We start from the raw sequence: 16,528 nt of genomic DNA on the forward strand, positions 1-16,528 counted from the left end.
GGATATACGTAACTATATAGGCTACGCGCAGAATCATGCCCTCCATGGGTATGAAGTATGTTATTACCCGCACAATAACTGCCGCGTAAAGACCATTACTCCCAAGAGTTAAAAGAAGAACTGCAAAATAGTAACGGATATTTTCAAAGTTCATGATTAGAGAGTTTCACACCTATAAAGCACTAGGCTAGTTTATCCACTAGGATTAATCAATTCCCTTTTAAGTTTTGACCGCTTTGTATTATTTGGTTAACCCGTCTTCGCGATCTACAGTGGTAAATGCCCCAACGGCAACGCCCCCGGGGTTTTAACCGTATGAATCGCAAAGTTGCTGCGGATGTCACTTACGCCTGGCAACTTCAGCAAACGCCCCGTGAGAAAACGGTCATAGGCGCGCAAGTCCGGCACCACCACTTGCAGCAGAAAATCCGATTCCCCTGACACCAGAAACGCTGAAATCACCTCGGGTAGCGCCGTCACGGCCAGGCGAAAGGCTTCGGCCTGCTCATCGTTGTGCCGTTCAACCTTGACCCCGACAAACACCGTCAGCCCAAGCCCTACTTCGTCGCGATCCAGATTGGCCTGGTAACCGCGTATCACCCCGGCTTCTTCAAGCAGCCGTACCCGGCGCAAACACGGCGAAGCGGACAGGCCGATCTCGTCAGCCAGTTGCACATTGCTCAGGCGACCGTCCCGCTGCAGGGCGGCGAGAATCTTGCGGTCGTAGGCGTCCAGTTTCATGGTTTGGCAAATCCTGATGGTTTAAATGCGATTCAGTGGCAGGTTATGCCAACCCGAAGCAGTTTAGAAGCGAACTACGCAACCACCTGCCCTGCCCTTCAGCCCTAGACTGGCCGTACCGAATCGACAACGAATGGGGTGCGACGTGGCAGGACTCTGGCTGTTTTTCATGGCGCTGGCGGTGGTCTATCTGTTGCCGGGCCCGGACATGATCCTGCTGTTGCAAACCGGTGCCCGTCAGGGCAAAGGCGCGGCGTTGGCCACCGCTGTGGGTCTGGGCATTGCCCGAGGCTGCCATGTAGCGTTGGCGGCGCTGGGGCTAGCGGCACTGTTCAAGGCAGCGCCCTGGACGTTCGACGTGGTGCGCCTGGCCGGGGCCGCGTACTTGCTATGGATCGGCCTTCAATGCCTGCGAACCACGATGCTGCCGAACCTTAACGGCGCAGACACAACGTTCGATAAACCTCGCTGGAGTGCAGCAATCCGGCGCGGTGTGCTGACCAACCTGCTCAACCCCAAGGCGCTGCTGTTCTGCTCAGTGCTGCTGCCGCAGTTCATTGATCCACACGCCGGGCCGGTGCTCGCTCAATTTGCGACACTGGGTGTGGTGTTGGTCGGTGTCGGTTTGTTGTTCGACAGCGCTTACGCACTGACCGGCGCAGCGTTGGGCCGTTGGCTGCAACGCAGTCCTTCAGCCCAGCGCCTGCAGCAGTGGCTGTTTGGCAGCCTGTTGATCGGCTTCGCCGTGCGGCTGACCTTTGTGCAACAGGCTTGAGCCTTACCGCGCCTTACGCCGGCGGCGGTTGATCAGCAACAGCGCCGCTGCCGTGACCGCTATCACACCGCCAATCTGCAACGGTTTTTTGTAGGGATGCAGCTGCGAGCGCGCGGCATCGGTGACCTGAGTCACATAGCGTTTGTCGGCGCTCTGAAAGTCCGGATCCTGGCATTGATGACCAAAATCGCCAGCCCAAGCCACATACGGGCCGTCCTCGACATAACGACGGTAGAACGCGCTTTGCTCCTGCAGGCTGGTGCCCCACGACGAAGCCTTGCACAGCACCGAAGCAAACGCCTGGCTGCTGTGGGGCAGATGATCAGCAGCCTTGCTCGCCAGCGCCGTGGCGACAAAACGGTAATGGAAACGCTCATCGGGTTGCGCCAACGTGGCTTGCTGGCGCTGCACTTCACCCTCGGCCATCAGCAATCCGACCTTGAGTTCGGGCGCTTCCAGACTGTAATTGCCACCGAAGGTAGCGTAATCCGGGGACATCTCGTAGCCCAACAGCTCTATTCCGTCGAAACGGGCCACTGTCGCGGCATGGTAGTAAGCGAATGCCCGTTTGGTCGGCCACCATTTTGATTCGGCTTCGTTGCGCAACTGCCCGTACCACTTGGCCCTGGCCTGCAAGTCGGCGTTATCGAAGTAGGCTGGCGCTTCGTCGTATCGTTCTTCGCGCAGCAAGCGCCGCCCAAGCACATTGCGCAATTTCGCCGCCACCGGCAGCTGCACATAGTTATCGCGATCCTCCTGAGTCAGAGGTGGCGGCGCCGGCACTTGAGTGTCGACGTAATGCTTGAGCTCATCGACAGTCAACACGCGCTCGGCGACCGTCGCGGCGTCGGGCCAGTAAATGCCGTTACTGCGATAAAGCTGATCGAACGCTTGCAGGTAGTCCCCGCGTTGCAACGCCAGAATCGCGCTTTCACCCTCGACCCGGCACTTGGGCTGAAGTGTTTCGAAGTCCCAGTCCGGCGTGCGCCGCTCTCCCCAGGATTCATTCTGAGGAAAGGCTTGGGCAGCCTTGGCATACGCCGCGGAAGCCGCGTTTTTATCACCCTCGCGCACTGCCAATTTGGCCCGCAGCCACCACGCCAGTCCGCCATCACCGGCGTGTTCGAGGAAGGCCTTGGCGCTTGCGTAGTCGCCCTGTTGATAATTCACCGCCGCCAGGCGATCAGCGTTATCGAGGCTACCGCGGGTGCTGTTTTGCAGCAGCTTGATCAGTTTCAATTCGTTCGGCGGTTGATCACCGAATGACCAGCCCAGTCGGCTGATCAAGGACGCCGTGACCAGTTGCTGCACCGGTTTGCCGTTGAGCCAACCGGCCAGTTGATCCTCCGGCAGCGCCGCCAGATCGGCCATCAACAGCTTCAGCGAGGTGTAACCCACCGCCGACCCCTGAAGGTTTTGCGTGGCGTAGAGTTCGATGGCGCTATTCCAGTCGCCGGCCGTGCGGGCGACGCGGGCCTCTTCGCCAAGACTGGCGACACCCAGCTCCAGTGGGTCACTGAAGCCGTCAATGCTTAGTTGACGGGTCTGCTCGAAGGCCTTTCGGGATTGAGCCAACAGCTCAGAGCCAGCGTCCGCTTCGGAACTCATGGCAAACAGCGATCGACCTAACGAGTAAGCCGCCCAGGTACTGCGCAACGCCCGTTGATCCGCCGGCAATGCCAGCACCTTCTGGAAGTACTCGGCTGCCAGCCCAAATTCACCGGCATCGAATGCCACAGCGCCGGCCAGATAAAGCGTGAGCTCATCCGGCAGGCTCGCGCCCTGAATCTCGACCTGATGTACATCGGTCAGACTGCGTAGCTGTTTGACCAGCACCTGCTGTTCCGCCGTCAAACCGGCCTGCTCAGCCTTATCCCGCTGTTCTGCGTAGTCGGGCGCATCCATGCCATAGGCGGTTTCGGTGACGTTCTTCAGCCCGGCGACCGCATGCCCGAGGCGACTGATTTCAAATCTGAAGTTACCTTCCGGCAGCTCCGCCAGCGACTGGCCGCGATTATCCAGCAGACGCATCGGGAAGTCCGGCCCACAGGCCAGCGCCGAACCCAGCGGCAGACTGAGGCTCAGACAAAGCAGATGACGCGGCCAGTTACGGGTAAACATTCGAACCTCCTTGATCAATGTGTGCGCAACGAGCCCAACCCATGGCGCGCCGCTCGCCGGCCGGTAGTCGACCGTCGCGCAGGCGGGTGAAGGTAAGCAGATCCGGACGCTGTTGCAACGCATAACCGGCCAACGCATCAGCGCCATCACAACCCTGCACTGCAAGTGTCAGGCGTTCGGGCCAGGCGCTGTCGAGGTTGCCCTGATTGCTGAGGGTGATGTCATACAGGCCTTCTTGCTCAGAGAGTTTCAGCGCCAGGTGACTGTCGAGGGCATCGCCACGCGCCACGGCGCCCAGGGTCGTCAGGCTCCAGGCCCGGCGATCGTTGGCCAGCGGCAGACGAAACCAGATCAGGCCCGCCAGATGAGCCGGTGGATCATTGCGCAACTCGGTCCCGAGCCGGCTCAGTTGCTGCGGATCGGCGAGCAATTCCCGGCGTTTGCCGCCCCGTTCGATGGGCACTTCGCTTTCCACTACCGGCGCACCGCCGCCCGGCAACAACGCCACACCATAGGCTGGCAGCGCCAGATAGAACGGTTTCGAAGTGATGCGGCTCCAGGCCTTGGTCCATTGACGAGCCTGATCCGGGCCGAACAAGCCAAGACGCGGATCGCTCACCGCGTGCACCTGCAATACGCTGCTGTCGACTGTGGATAACAGCGCCGGCAACTCGGGACTGTCGAGCCAGGCCGGCAACGCGGTGATGCTCAACGGCATAGAGGCCGGCAGAATCTTGCGCAAATGCGCGAGAAATTCTCGATAGGCAGCAAGCCGGGCATTACCGGCATCGTGGTCGATTTCCACGCCGGAGAGAGTCAGCCCCTGCCTTTGCCAATCGCCGAGCACCTGCTGGATCTGCGCGGTGACTTCGTCCCGATCCAGCGACTTGAGTTGGCCATCAAGACGAATCACCGCGATCAGCGGCCGACCATCCCGTTTGAGCAGCGCCGGGTCAATCCGCGCCCGACTCCAACCCGCCCCAGGGAATGCCTGCAAGGCCAGCACCCGCAGGGTGGAAAAGTCAGCGCGGCTGTCCCTCAGCGCCGCTTCGTGGGCCGGCGTCCATTGTCGTTGCCAGACGTAAAGTTGCTGATCGAGCGGTGGCGCGTCCTGTCGTTCGCAACCGTTGAGCAACGCCACCGCGACAATCAGTGCCGACAGACGAGCGAAAGAATACATAAAGCCCCTTGAGCCGAATCAGATCCTTTGTAGCAGCTGCCGAGCCTGCGAGGCTGCGTTCGGCTCGGTCCGCGCTCGGGCGTAGCAGTCGCCTATACTACGTGCACGGGTGTATCTGAAGAACCGCTGTGTCGGATTTTACGACTGCTTCGCCCGAGCGCGGACCGAGCCGAACGCAGCCTCGCAGGCTCGGCAGCTGCTACAAGTCGAGGACCAAAGGCTGCGACCCCTGCGCCGGAATCGCACAACAAATCAGCACGTGTCCGTCGTCCGGCACTTCTGCCGGCGGCTGTGGATAATTCACCTGGCCGCTGATCAGGCGCGTCTTGCAGGTCCCGCAGGAACCGCCGCGGCAGCTGAATTCCGGGCGCAACCCACGGTTTTCCGCCAACTCCAGCAAACTGCCACCGTCGGGTTGCCAGCGGGCCTCTTTCGCCGAGCGCTGAAACACCACCGGCACGGAGGTCGTAGCTGCGGGCGGTTGCTCGATGACCAGCGCGTCGGGGTCCGGCACCCGGCGTAAAGTCGAGGGGCCGAAGGTTTCGGCGTGAATCCTTGCATCGCGGATGTCCATTTCCCGCAGGCTGTCATACAGCCCTTGGGTAAAACTGCTTGGACCACAGAGGACGAAATCCAGCTGATCGTAGTCCTCAACTGCAAGGAGGGTCTTGAGCAACGCGGTGTCGATCCTCCCGGTCAGATCGAAGTCTTCACCCTCTCGGGCCTCTGCCTCCGGCTGACTTAGCAGGCGCAACACCCTGACCGCATCACCCGCCTCATCGAGCAAGCGATCCAGCTCAGGCCGAAACACTTGATCGGCCAGCGTGCGCGAACTTTGGAAGAACCAGGTCGGCCGGATGCGGCGGGTGCGCAGGCCTTGATAAACCACCTCGCGCAGCATCGACAGCAGCGGCGTGATGCCTACCCCGGCAGCCAGAAGCACCAGCGGCCGACGTTCATTAGGTGCCACGGTGAAATGCCCCTGAGGCGCGCGAGCCTCCAACAGATCACCGACGCGCACCTGTTCATGCAGGTGCGAAGACACCAAACCGTCACGCTTCACGCTGATGCGGAAAAAATCATCGGACGGCGCGCTCGACAGGCTGTACGTACGGATATGCACATCACCGCCAATGTTGAAGCGCAGGGGTAAATGCTGCCCGGCCTGAAACACTGGCAACGCCGCGTCATCGGCAGGCTCCAGATAGATTGAGCGGATGTTGTGGCTTTGCGCTTCGATGCGCACCACTCGCAGCGGCCGCCAGCGATCCCCCAAGGCCTGAGCTTGCAGACGGGCGTTGGCTTGCTCCCAAGTGCCGGTCAGCAAACTGGTGGGTGACACGCCGTCGAAGCGCCACCGCAGAGCAAGCGCGGCGGGACGACGCACCACGCTTTCCACTTCAAATGTCCACAAGCGCTCGGCCCCTTGAAACGCCTCGACCTGTGGGCCTTCAAGAATGACTTCGGTGCGACCGCTGAGGTGCAGCAGGTCTCCCGAATTGAAATCGATAAACAACAAACCGGCCCGAGGATTGAGCAGCAGGTTGCCCAAGGTGTTGAAAAACAGGTTGCCGGCGAAATCCGGAATGGTCAGGCGATTACCTTCTACCCGTACGAAACCGGCCTGGCCGCCGCGGTGAGAAACGTCCACCGAACGTTGGCCATCGACGTCCACGTAACTGGCGACAAAGAACGTATCGGCTCCCGCGATCAGGGTTTTGGCCGCATCATCCAGCTCGTTCAGGTGTTGCGCGACGCGAGTCGACGGATCCGCCAGTGGCACCGAACGAAACTGCCGCAATTGAATGTATTGCGGGCAATTGCCGAAGGACTGCTCCACCGCCACATTGAAGCCGCTTGCCGTCATCGCGCCGACTCGACTGTTGAGGCGGTTGCGGCGACGGGTGTGCAGTTCGATCCCCAGCAGGCCGATCGCCGCGCCCTCCGTCAGTTGCGCAGGATCATCCTCGCCCGGCAGGCTGCGAAATTGCAGCGCACCCGGCTCGAGCGAGTGAGCAAAGCCCGGTTGCCCTTCAAGAATACTGGCCCAAGGATTACCGTCGGCATCCACCGCGCCGTACAGCATGAACGGCAGTTGCTCATAGAACTTGCGGTGCTGGTCCGGCATCTCGCTACGAATCACCTTACGACCGAGTACCTCCATTCGCTCGGCAATGCCCACATGAGCCTGCAATTGTTTCTCGCCGGCGTGCCAGGGTGAACGGTCCATAACGGCTTCTCCCCTGCGCCATCGGCGCAGTGTGAACGACCCGACAGTGTCGGGCCGCAGGCATCAGGCAGTTTTTTGCAGACCGGCAACGGTGCGCGGCATGCCGACAAACCCTGGCACGGCTTCGACCCGCGCCAGCCAGGCCCGGATGTTGGCGTAGTCTTCCAGCGACACATTGCCTTCTGGCGCATGGGCGATGTAGCTGTAGGCCGAAACGTCGGCAATGGTTGGCTCGGCGCCGGCCAGATACGGCGTTGCCGCCAGTTCCTGATCGATCACTTTGAGCACGGTGTGGGAATAAGCGATCACCTCTTCAGCGTTGTAAGGCGCACCAAACACCGTGATCAGCCTGGCTCGGGCGGGACCAAAGGCAATCGGCCCAGCGGCAATCGACAACCAACGCTGAACCTTGGCCGCGCCGGCCGGATCGGCTGGCAACCAACGGCCGTTACCGTACTTTTGCGCCAGATAAACCAGGATCGCGTTGGAATCGGCCAGTATCACGCCTTGATCATTAATGACCGGCACTTGACCAATCGCGTTGAGCGCCAGGAAATCCGGCTGTTTGTGCGCGCCCTTGGCCAGGTCGACAAAGATCAGCTCGGTCGGCAGTTGCAGCAGGGACAGCATCAGTTCTACACGGTGAGCGTGGCCGGAACGTGGGAAGTTGTAGAGCTTGATGGCTTGCATGGTTGACTCCGCTGGATAGTGGCGCTGTTAAAGAGAGATCAGCACCGAAGGGGGGTCATCTTCCACCCGCAACCCAAACTACAGAATAACCAGCAAACGCAATCCATTATTTCATCCAGCGAAATAACCCTCTCACGCCTGCAAGGACGGGTGTTCACGTAGCGCGCTCACCGCGAAGTCCACAAAACTGCGGATCCGTACAGGAGCCTTGCGCCCGCCCTGATAGACCACATGGATAGGTAATGGCGGCAGTTCGAAGTCAGCCAGAACGATTTCCAGATCACCGGCGGCGACTTTGCTTGCCACTTGATAGGACAGAACCCGGGTCAGCCCCAAACCCAGGCATGCCGCCGAAATGGCCGCCTGATTCGCCGTCACCACCAGGCGCGGCTCCGGTCGAACACTCAGTGGTTCTCCCCCTTCAAGGAATGGCCAGGTTCTCAACTGACCGATAGAGGACGTCGCAATAACCGGTGCTTGAGCCAGATCATGAGGATGTCGAGGTCGACCGTGGGCCGTCAGGAAGTCCGGCGAGCCGCAAATCACCCGTCGAACCTCACCCACGCGAATCGCATGCTGATTACTGTCGGGTAGCTCACCGATCCGTACGGCGACATCGATCCCCTCCTCGACCATGCTGACCACTCGGTCGACCAGCACCCCATTGATGCAGACTTCAGGAAATTGCGTCAGATAATCCACCATCACCGGCGTGACAAACAATTCACCGAACAACACCGGCGCTGTGATTGTCAGCTGCCCACGCGGTTGAGCGTGACTGCCCGCCGCCGAATCCTCGGCTTCCTGCACCTCGGCGAGAATCCTCCGACAGTCTTCCAGGTAACGCTGACCCGCCTCGCTCAAATGCACACTGCGGGTGGTGCGCGTCAGCAGCAACGTACCGATGCGTTTCTCCAACGCCGCCACTGCGCGAGTGACACTGGCTGCCGACAAGCCCAAACGCCGCGCCGCCGCCGAGAAGCCTTGGTCTTGGGCGACGGCGGCGAAGACTTGCATTTCCTGGAATCGGTCCATGGGCGTGTCCTCATTGAAAATCAAAAAATCGCAGTCACGGCAGCTTGTTGTAGGTGACCCTGATCCAGAGGAAGAGATTATGCTTAGGTTATGGTCCTACATGCTTTCTGGCGACAATTTACATCAGCCAAGCTTTATCGGAACTATCTGGCATCAGCCCGAGCGGTGATCAGAATATCCAAGGGGCTCTGCACATACGATGGTTAATTCAGGTCGCTAGACAACCCCATCTTTCACTTACCGCCTGGTCCTGCTACGTAATCGCATTTCGGTCGCAATCTAGGACGTTCTTAAATAATGAGATGACGAGACTGTAGGTAAATTCTGCGAAATTGAAAAAAATCGACGATGTCGCCGGAGCCATTGCGAAAAATAAATCGTTTAGCTTGTTCCTACCGAAGCTCCTTCAAGGGAGAAAAAGTAAGAAAACTGAAATCTGTGGATAAACCACATTAAGACCATTCAAGAATATCAATTACCAGTTATTAATCATGCGTCTATGCAACAAACCTATTTTTCGGCTCACAAAAAAACACAATTAAAACTTCCTTCGATTACCCGCACCCCTGTAAGAATATTCTCTTGTTCGTGCAGGCACCGTCCGAAATACAATTACAGTTAAACCAGACCCGATTGAGGATATAAATTAATTCTTTGACATTCCCGCCCTCATCTGCAAAAACTCTAGGTGTTGCGCAACAGACCTTCTCAAACGCAATACTAAGGATGGAGTAACAGTTAATGGATTATAAAGTTAATGATGTAACCTTCGAGCTTCAACTGGACCCGGAAACTGCGGAGAAATTTTCCGTCATTCTGAACGATGAAAGCCTCATGCACGCCGGCTTTGTGGCACATCAGTCGAACAACAACGTATTGACACTGGCTCTGGCTGAAGACGTAAAAATCGCAGCCTGAAAAAACGGGGGGGAAGTAATTCCCTCCCGTTTTCTATTGTGTCGAACATGATGCTTGCTGATACCTTTAATCACTAAAAGGTGACCAATTATGCAAAGGCTTAGTTCGAGCCTTCGTCGCCGCAGTGCCGAAGAAACATTAAAAATTATCGTCAACAATATAGCCCCACGCGTGGGTATTACCCGAGTGACCGACACAACTTGGCTAGACCGCATTGGCATTCCGGTGTTTGCCAGTATACGACCCGGTGCATTGAAGGGTTCGCTGTGCGTAAATGCGGGTAAAGGCCTCAGACCAGCAGAGGCCAAGATAGGCGCATACATGGAAGCCATCGAGTTCAGCCTTGCGCAATACAATACGGCGCAACTGAAACTGTTAAAGACCACGCCAAGGCAACTCATTGAAAGCCACGAAGGACGAATAGAGTTCAATCAGTTCTGCATGTTGTATGGCGTCTCTGCCGACGCCGACTCGCTCATCATGGCCATCGAAGTTGAAGATGTATTACGCAAGCAAAAGGTGCTTGCACCCGCCGAACTGGTGTTCATTCCCTACCCCAAAAACCCCGGGCAACAACTCTTCGGGGAAAGCTCCAGTGGCCTGGCTTCAGGCAATGACTTGGTGGAAGCCTCGGTACACGCTGTTTGCGAACTCATGGAGCGCGATGTTCAAGCCTTTAATCACCTGCATGACCGCTCCCGCCTCATCAATCTGGACCGCTACAGTTTAGAAACCGACGCCCTACTCAATAAAATCAATGACGCGGGGTTGAGCCTGTCGGTCCGTTACACCGAGAACTGTTTTGGCCTGGCCTACTTTCAGGCTTTTATTATGGAAGAGTCCACCCAAGCGCCCATCTCTGTGGCCACCGGCTCAGGGTTACATCCCATCAAGGAAATCGCCTTGATCCGGGCCATCTGTGAGGCGGCCCAAAGCCGTTTAAGCCACATCCACGGAGGCCGGGACGACATCATAGAGCGCGTCAAATACTTCGAGAAGAAGGGCCGTTCGGTCGAACTTCAGGCCATCTCACGCTTGCGTAGCGTGGCCACCTCCCGGGACCAGTTGATCGATTACTCCTCCATTGACTGCCAGGAATCCGCGATCCCCACGCTTGAATCGGCCTGGGAGTTGCTCTTCGAGCGGTTGCAGCGCGTCGGGCTCAGTACCGTGTTAAGGGTCTTACTCAGCAAAGCGACGGACGACATCACTGTGGTCAGAATTATTATTCCGGGGCTTGAAGCCTTTGAACCCGGCCTGAAAAGGGTCGGTCCGAGGTTAATGACGTATGTCAAACAAAACGCTTGAGTTATGCACACTGTTTGCTGGCCCCACGCTACAAGGAATAGACAGTCAATTGCTGGGCAGTAGCGGCTTGGTGGTACGCCCGCCCGTCAAACGCGGCGATATCGAACGCCTGGTGGCGCAATCGCCCCCCTCGAATCTGGCCATTGTCGATGGCGTGTTCCATGCACATCCTGCTGTCGGCCATGCCGAGATACTCGACGCCCTGGGCGCGGGTTGGCGCATTTGGGGATTGTCGTCGATGGGGGCCATTCGCGCCTGTGAAATGGATACGCTGGGAATGACAGGTTTTGGTGAAGTGTATCGACAATTCGCCAGCGACCCGGACATGTCCGACGACGAAGTGACCCTGATACATCAAGCACAAAAGCCTTTTCTTTCACTCAGCGAACCACTTATTCATATCAGGAAGTTTTTAAGACAGTGGGCGACTGAACAAATCATTACGCTAGAACAAGAACAACACCTACTTTACTACCTGAAAAACATGTGGTACGGACATCGAACTCTAAATTGTTTGAAAGAAGCCTTGCTGGCACTGCATGTCGCGGCGAAACAAATAGACAGCGCCCTTGCTAACTTTTCTGCCTACAGAATAAAGAGCTTAGACTTGATCGATTTTCTCAAACTGCAACCATGGACGAGACGGTAAAACAGAATGTCGCCATCAGAGATACTGTGTGAAATAAACGGTTTGCCCTTTGTGCACCCCAAGTTCAACAGCATAAAGCTTTTAACGCTTGTCGCTGTTGTACGTAAAAATATCGAGGGAAGCGAGTTACCTTTAACCGCCTATTTGCAACCAGACTTCGCCACCAGTCTGTATAACCGGCACGTCGAAGGTGCACCCGAGTTTCCACCCCATCAAACGCTCGGTAACGCCGAGCAGGTCATGTTGGCCGAAGCGAAGAGCAACCTTAAAGCCTTGCTTCCGGAATGGACCGGGCTATTGGACCTGCCGGTTAAAATACATAAGTTGCTGACTCAACAAGTCAGCCTGACCAATCCCGTGTTGCCGCAACAAATGTTTTTGGGCGAAGCCGCGTTTACCAGCATTACGGACCTTGAAGAGTTACTGGTGCATGAACTGTCCCATATCTGGTCCAGTTTGATCGCCGAGATTTACGACTTCCAGCTCAAGGACAGTTCGAACAACTACATACTGCCATCAGGAACCGGTGGTAAGAATCCTAGGGGTGTTTTGCTGGCGTGTCTATTTGCGGTCAGCGCCGTGAACTACCACCAGCGGTTACTGGCCAGCGGTTCCGTGCGAGCTCGTCCCGAACGACTCGACTACTTGCACCAGTATTTCCTAAAAAGTCTGGCCACTCTCCAGGCTTCGGCCGAACTGTCCGAAATCGGAAACCTGATCACCTCCAGGCTGGATGCGTTTTCCAGCGACCTGACAACTGACACCGTTCGAGGATGACCCATGGCAGTCGTACACTTTCCCCGGCAATTCATGTCGTACACCGATCAGCATAAAACACACGCCACTGAGGGCCTGTGTGTCAGCGATGTACTGAGCAACCTGACCGCACGGTTTCCCGACCTGATTGGCCCGGTCTTCTCTGAGGACCTGTACCCGCTGCCGTTTGTGGGGTTGTTCGTCGACGGCATGCCCGTGACCAGTGAGCATGACCGCCGTTGTCCCCTGGACAGTAACGCGCAATTGATTCTGATCAACGCCGTGGCAGGTGGCTGACATGCAATGCAACCTGAAGATGGACACCTCCCGTTACGCCCGCCAGATAATCCTCAGTGAGGTCGGTCCAGAGGGGCAGCAGCGCCTCAAAGACAGCAAGGTGCTGGTGGTCGGCGCCGGGGGGCTGGGGTGTCCGGTACTCCTGTACCTGGCCGGTGCTGGCGTAGGGACGATCGGCATCATTGATAACGACATCGTTGACGTGAGCAATCTGCACCGACAAATTCTCTATTCGACTGCCGATGTAGGCGACCTGAAAGTGTTGGCAGCCAAGCGCCGCATCAACCAGTTGAACCCCGACATCGTTGTCCACAGCGTAGCCACGACGCTGAACCCCGACAATGTCCTGTCGCTGCTGGCGGAATACGACATCATCGTCGACGCCACTGATAACTTCGACGCCAAATACCTCATCAGTGACGCCTGTATCGAGTGCGAAAAACCGATGGTCTATGCCTCGATCAGTCAGTTCGAGGGGCAGGTGTCGGTATTTAATTATTACAACCAACACACCCAACAACGGGGGCCGTGCTTTCGGGATCTGTTCGAAACACCGCCGCCACCGCACTTGACACAAAACTGCTCGGAAGCGGGAGTTCTTGGAGTCATACCTGGTTTGCTCGGTTGCTTTCAGGCCAATGAAGTACTCAAACTCATCCTCCGTGCGGGGGAAACATTGAGCGGGCAATTGTTGTCTATCGACGGCCTGGACAACATTTTCCACCTGTTGAGCATCAACAAGAAAACACGGAACCGGCCCCCTGCTGGAACGCTTGGCGCCGCGACCACACCTGCGTGGCGCGACAGCGACTGGCTGTCGCCCAACACACTGCATGACTGGATAGCGACACAATCACCATTTCAATTGGTCGATGTACGCGACGTCAGCGAGCATCAGCAAGGTTCGCTGGGCGGCGGATTGATCCCACTCAAAGACATAATCAAACGCCAGGAAGAACTCGATCCCACCCGCCGTATCGTTTTCTATTGCAAATCCGGCGTCAGGAGCAACGCAGCCCTACTGGCGTTTCGCAGCATCAACCAAGACGCGGAACTCTATAGCCTTGAGGGTGGGATCGAGCGATATCTGGCTATCTACTCCGATGACCGTCACTCCGTCGTTTCTTGAACGCCCCCCTGCTTGCGCAGTAGCCCTATCTGGATCAAAGGTACGTCAATGAGTGCAAATTTTTCAGGCATTAAGTGGGGCTTTCCCGGCATCGACCGGCGTCTGCTGAAAGTGCAATTCAGCTTTTTGCTGATGGTTCTGGGGGGACGGTGCAATCAACTGGCGGTGGCCTGGTGGGCCTTGCAGGAAACAGGCTCTGCGCTCTACTTCGCCAACATGATTGCCTGTTCCATTGCGGCGGAGGTGTTAGCTAAACCCCTGTTGGGATGGCTGGGGGACAAGTACAACAAAATCCTGATCATCAAGCTGGCCTCATGGATCAGCCTGCTGGCAGCGCTGTTGATGGTGGCGCTGTCCGCCACGGGGTCGTTCAACCCCTGGACGGTGGGCGCGCTGATGATGATCAGCAGTGCGATCGTCGGCGTGCGCGACCCTCTCCAGGCGACGGTCATTCCTTTGTTCGCAGACGACGATAAAGTCTCCCTGGCCTTTCGGACCAAAAGCGTGATGTCGTCCTTTTCGATTCTGCTGGGGCCGGTACTGGCCAGCGGGCTGATTTACGGGTTCGGTATCACGTTCGCCTTTGCTGCCGATTTTTTTGCGATTCTCATCGCCGGGGCGTTGATCGAGACCATCCCGAGCCACATCGGTGCCACTGGCCAAGACGAAAAAGCGCAGGGAGCCAGCGGCTTCAGCATGATTTATTCCGGCTTCAAAGTGGTTTACGGAGTGAAAGTCGAGTTTTACCTGGCCATCATTGCAATGCTGATCAACTTTGCACTGTTTCCGTTCTTCACCATTCTGATTCCACTGTACGTAAAGGACGTCATCCAGTACCCGGTCACTTATATCGGTCTTCTGGATTCGTGCTTCGGGCTGGGCATTCTTGCGGGCAGTTACAAGATCATCGGCTGGTTATCCGACCGGGTCCCCCGTGACATGTGTGTGTCCGCAGGTTTTGCATTACTGGGGTGCAACCTAGTGGTGGTCGGCACCGTTTCATCGTCGTTCATCGTACCCGCAGCCTTTTTCTGCGGCGGCGTAGGCTTGATGTTGATCAACATCCCCACCTCCGCAGTGAGGTTGCTGGCGACGCCCAAGCTCCATCGCAACCGGATTTTTGCCACGGTTTCATTTCTGTCTGCGGCGGCCAGCCCGTTGGGTAGTTTTGCGATGAACACCCTGATCGCCTATCTGGGGGTCACACTGACAATCACTTTGCTGGGCGTCATGGTGCTGCTCCTGTCTCTGATGGTCTTTCTGGTACCCGATTTCAAAACTTTCATGCGTTGTCCGGATACGCAGCTCAACGATGCCTACCTGGACAAATACCCTGAAGCGTTTGTGCACTGACGTGCCTCGCCGTACCCCCGCCTCTAACAAACGGAGTTGCCTTTCACCATGCCGGACCTCAAGGATCGATCTAAATCTGCTCGACATGAACAGATCTTCTGCGGCCAATATTATGACGACATGGGCTGTACCGGTTTCCTGGGGGATCCGTCCAAAGATCGAATCTCGGTTCTGATGCTGGGGCTTTCGGACGGTGCAGCGCTGGCGCCGATCGCAGCCAGCACCAGAGTGGCCAGTCTATTGGCCGTTGATCTGGACGAGGCCGCGATCATGCGCAGTCTCGACAATCGGAACCGACTTGCAGCGCATATCGACTTTGACAGCGTGGTCGCCGATGCCGCGCACTTCCTGATCGTCACTCCCGACCGGTACGACGTCATTATTGTCGACCTCTACACCCAGAGCGGTTACGCCCCGATTGTGTTTGATCACGGGTTCCACCAACTATTGAAGAGCCGCCTCAATCCCCTCGGTCACGTGGTGTTCAACGGTTTTGGCGTCCCCATGAACCTGGACCCGTTCAATGGCCCTGCGCCCCAAGCTTGGCTCGCCCACTGCCTGAACAACAGCTGGGGCGACATTCATTATCTGCCCCACCGACGCAATGCGACGTTCATTATCGGCCCACCGCCATTAACCATAATGGGCACCGCACCTGCCGAGGCGTTTTTATGCGCAAGTGACCGGCTCTTTATGGACATCATGAGCCTTCGCCTGCGCTACCTGACCCCTACGGTTATCCGTCACGCACCGCTTGTGCCTCCGGCGCTGGATTTCGTCGGGATTGATCTGGAGGTGCAAAAACGCTGGGTGGACTCGTTACCGGCCTTGTCTGCGCTGCTTCCAGCCGGGCTGAAGCTGAGCAAGCCGAACGACCTTCGCGTGTTACTGGATGACCCAGACGCATGCCGAGCGCTCCAAGAACGATTATTGAAGGACAAGTCTTCGCTGCGCACGACACTGGCGTTGCTGATTGCAGGCGAAGTCAACTTCTCGGACCGCGATGTGTCGTGGCTGCCCGACTGGGTCGTGTCGACATTGGAGAACAGTGTAGAAATCCACCCACGAGATTGGCTGGAAGGTTTACTCCCTTATGCCTATGGCGTCATTACCCACAGAACTCGAGGAGATACAGCCAAAGTGGAAGGTTTTCGGCGGGCGCTAGAGCGACTATCACCAAATGCTCCCCTCACGCTTCCGCGACAAATGAAACCTATATCAGGATAGTTCAGCTATCAGACGCCAAGATACCGAGCCGCTCGTTCCAGAGTTTCAGCGGAAACGATGGCATGACCTGCATTTGTAAAACAAAGAAGCAGGAGCACTCCCGTGCTCCTGCTTCTTTC

The 16,528-nt window shown here is 57.1% G+C and carries 15 protein-coding genes; 9 read left to right on the forward strand and 6 right to left on the reverse strand.

The window, feature by feature from the left end:
• Positions 1-267 precede the first annotated feature (267 nt).
• Entirely contained in the window at positions 268-741 is a 474-nt protein-coding gene (locus tag ACYZT3_RS00915; protein ID WP_462031313.1) for an Lrp/AsnC family transcriptional regulator, read from the reverse strand.
• A 145-nt stretch (positions 742-886) separates the two neighbouring features.
• Here ACYZT3_RS00915 and ACYZT3_RS00920 point away from each other — a divergent pair, with 145 nt between their 5' ends.
• On the forward strand, positions 887-1,516 hold the full coding sequence (locus tag ACYZT3_RS00920) for a LysE family translocator (RefSeq protein ID WP_282382801.1): 630 nt from the start codon (positions 887-889) through the stop codon (positions 1,514-1,516).
• Positions 1,517-1,519: 3 nt separating this feature from the next.
• On the opposite strand, the gene ACYZT3_RS00925 is transcribed toward ACYZT3_RS00920, so the two are convergent.
• The 5 genes from ACYZT3_RS00925 to ACYZT3_RS00945 form a co-directional block, all read right to left on the reverse strand.
• Entirely contained in the window at positions 1,520-3,637 is a 2,118-nt protein-coding gene (locus ACYZT3_RS00925; protein WP_462031314.1) for a hypothetical protein, read from the reverse strand.
• Positions 3,624-4,817, reverse strand: coding sequence for a DUF3142 domain-containing protein (locus ACYZT3_RS00930; protein ID WP_462031315.1), 1,194 nt, complete (start codon positions 4,815-4,817; stop codon positions 3,624-3,626). The genes ACYZT3_RS00925 and ACYZT3_RS00930 overlap by 14 nt, the downstream gene beginning before the upstream one ends.
• A 199-nt stretch (positions 4,818-5,016) precedes the next feature.
• Positions 5,017-7,047 carry a 2Fe-2S iron-sulfur cluster-binding protein gene (locus tag ACYZT3_RS00935; RefSeq protein WP_462031316.1) on the reverse strand — a complete coding sequence of 677 codons (2,031 nt, stop codon included), beginning with the start codon at positions 7,045-7,047 and terminating at the stop codon, positions 5,017-5,019.
• A gap of 63 nt (positions 7,048-7,110) precedes the next feature.
• Positions 7,111-7,737: a glutathione S-transferase family protein gene (locus ACYZT3_RS00940; protein ID WP_462031317.1), complete on the reverse strand. Its 627-nt coding sequence runs from the start codon at positions 7,735-7,737 to the stop codon at positions 7,111-7,113.
• 132 nt (positions 7,738-7,869) lie between these two features.
• Complete coding sequence (locus ACYZT3_RS00945) at positions 7,870-8,772, reverse strand: LysR family transcriptional regulator (protein ID WP_462031318.1); 903 nt, start codon at positions 8,770-8,772, stop codon at positions 7,870-7,872.
• 741 nt (positions 8,773-9,513) lie between these two features.
• Here ACYZT3_RS00945 and ACYZT3_RS00950 point away from each other — a divergent pair.
• From ACYZT3_RS00950 to ACYZT3_RS00985, 8 genes are all read left to right on the forward strand, one after another.
• Positions 9,514-9,690, forward strand: coding sequence for a hypothetical protein (locus tag ACYZT3_RS00950; protein WP_462031319.1), 177 nt, complete (start codon positions 9,514-9,516; stop codon positions 9,688-9,690).
• A 90-nt stretch (positions 9,691-9,780) separates the two neighbouring features.
• Positions 9,781-10,998 (forward strand): YcaO-like family protein, encoded by a 1,218-nt coding sequence (locus tag ACYZT3_RS00955; RefSeq protein WP_462031320.1) that lies wholly within the window; start codon positions 9,781-9,783, stop codon positions 10,996-10,998.
• Positions 10,979-11,647, forward strand: a complete 669-nt coding sequence (locus ACYZT3_RS00960) for a TfuA-like protein (RefSeq protein ID WP_462031321.1) — start codon at positions 10,979-10,981, stop codon at positions 11,645-11,647. Before ACYZT3_RS00955 ends, ACYZT3_RS00960 begins: the two co-directional genes overlap by 20 nt.
• A gap of 6 nt (positions 11,648-11,653) precedes the next feature.
• A complete protein-coding gene (locus ACYZT3_RS00965; RefSeq protein ID WP_462031322.1) occupies positions 11,654-12,424 on the forward strand; it encodes a hypothetical protein in 771 nt (256 codons plus the stop codon).
• Positions 12,425-12,427: 3 nt separating this feature from the next.
• On the forward strand, positions 12,428-12,700 hold the full coding sequence (locus ACYZT3_RS00970; RefSeq protein ID WP_462031323.1) for a MoaD/ThiS family protein: 273 nt from the start codon (positions 12,428-12,430) through the stop codon (positions 12,698-12,700).
• Position 12,701: 1 nt separating this feature from the next.
• Positions 12,702-13,829 (forward strand): molybdopterin-synthase adenylyltransferase MoeB, encoded by a 1,128-nt coding sequence (moeB, locus tag ACYZT3_RS00975; RefSeq protein ID WP_462031324.1) that lies wholly within the window; start codon positions 12,702-12,704, stop codon positions 13,827-13,829.
• Between the two features lie 132 nt (positions 13,830-13,961).
• Complete coding sequence (locus ACYZT3_RS00980; protein WP_462032440.1) at positions 13,962-15,182, forward strand: MFS transporter; 1,221 nt, start codon at positions 13,962-13,964, stop codon at positions 15,180-15,182.
• A gap of 48 nt (positions 15,183-15,230) precedes the next feature.
• Positions 15,231-16,409, forward strand: coding sequence for a spermidine synthase (locus tag ACYZT3_RS00985; RefSeq protein ID WP_462031325.1), 1,179 nt, complete (start codon positions 15,231-15,233; stop codon positions 16,407-16,409).
• The last annotated feature ends 119 nt before the right edge of the window (positions 16,410-16,528 follow it).

Source organism: Pseudomonas sp. MDT1-16, assembly GCF_054898115.1.

What these genes read in the sequence shown, in the direction of transcription:
- ACYZT3_RS00915 (WP_462031313.1), bottom strand. Translation starts at nt 741, where the DNA reads ATGAAACTGGACGCCTACGACCGCAAGATTCTCGCCGCCCTGCAGCGG.
- ACYZT3_RS00925 (WP_462031314.1), bottom strand. Translation starts at nt 3,637, where the DNA reads ATGTTTACCCGTAACTGGCCGCGTCATCTGCTTTGTCTGAGCCTCAGT.
- ACYZT3_RS00930 (WP_462031315.1), bottom strand. Translation starts at nt 4,817, where the DNA reads ATGTATTCTTTCGCTCGTCTGTCGGCACTGATTGTCGCGGTGGCGTTG.
- ACYZT3_RS00935 (WP_462031316.1), bottom strand. Translation starts at nt 7,047, where the DNA reads ATGGACCGTTCACCCTGGCACGCCGGCGAGAAACAATTGCAGGCTCAT.
- ACYZT3_RS00940 (WP_462031317.1), bottom strand. Translation starts at nt 7,737, where the DNA reads ATGCAAGCCATCAAGCTCTACAACTTCCCACGTTCCGGCCACGCTCAC.
- ACYZT3_RS00945 (WP_462031318.1), bottom strand. Translation starts at nt 8,772, where the DNA reads ATGGACCGATTCCAGGAAATGCAAGTCTTCGCCGCCGTCGCCCAAGAC.
- ACYZT3_RS00950 (WP_462031319.1), top strand. Translation starts at nt 9,514, where the DNA reads ATGGATTATAAAGTTAATGATGTAACCTTCGAGCTTCAACTGGACCCG.
- ACYZT3_RS00955 (WP_462031320.1), top strand. Translation starts at nt 9,781, where the DNA reads ATGCAAAGGCTTAGTTCGAGCCTTCGTCGCCGCAGTGCCGAAGAAACA.
- ACYZT3_RS00960 (WP_462031321.1), top strand. Translation starts at nt 10,979, where the DNA reads ATGTCAAACAAAACGCTTGAGTTATGCACACTGTTTGCTGGCCCCACG.
- ACYZT3_RS00965 (WP_462031322.1), top strand. Translation starts at nt 11,654, where the DNA reads ATGTCGCCATCAGAGATACTGTGTGAAATAAACGGTTTGCCCTTTGTG.
- ACYZT3_RS00970 (WP_462031323.1), top strand. Translation starts at nt 12,428, where the DNA reads ATGGCAGTCGTACACTTTCCCCGGCAATTCATGTCGTACACCGATCAG.
- moeB (WP_462031324.1), top strand. Translation starts at nt 12,702, where the DNA reads ATGCAATGCAACCTGAAGATGGACACCTCCCGTTACGCCCGCCAGATA.
- ACYZT3_RS00980 (WP_462032440.1), top strand. Translation starts at nt 13,962, where the DNA reads ATGGTTCTGGGGGGACGGTGCAATCAACTGGCGGTGGCCTGGTGGGCC.
- ACYZT3_RS00985 (WP_462031325.1), top strand. Translation starts at nt 15,231, where the DNA reads ATGCCGGACCTCAAGGATCGATCTAAATCTGCTCGACATGAACAGATC.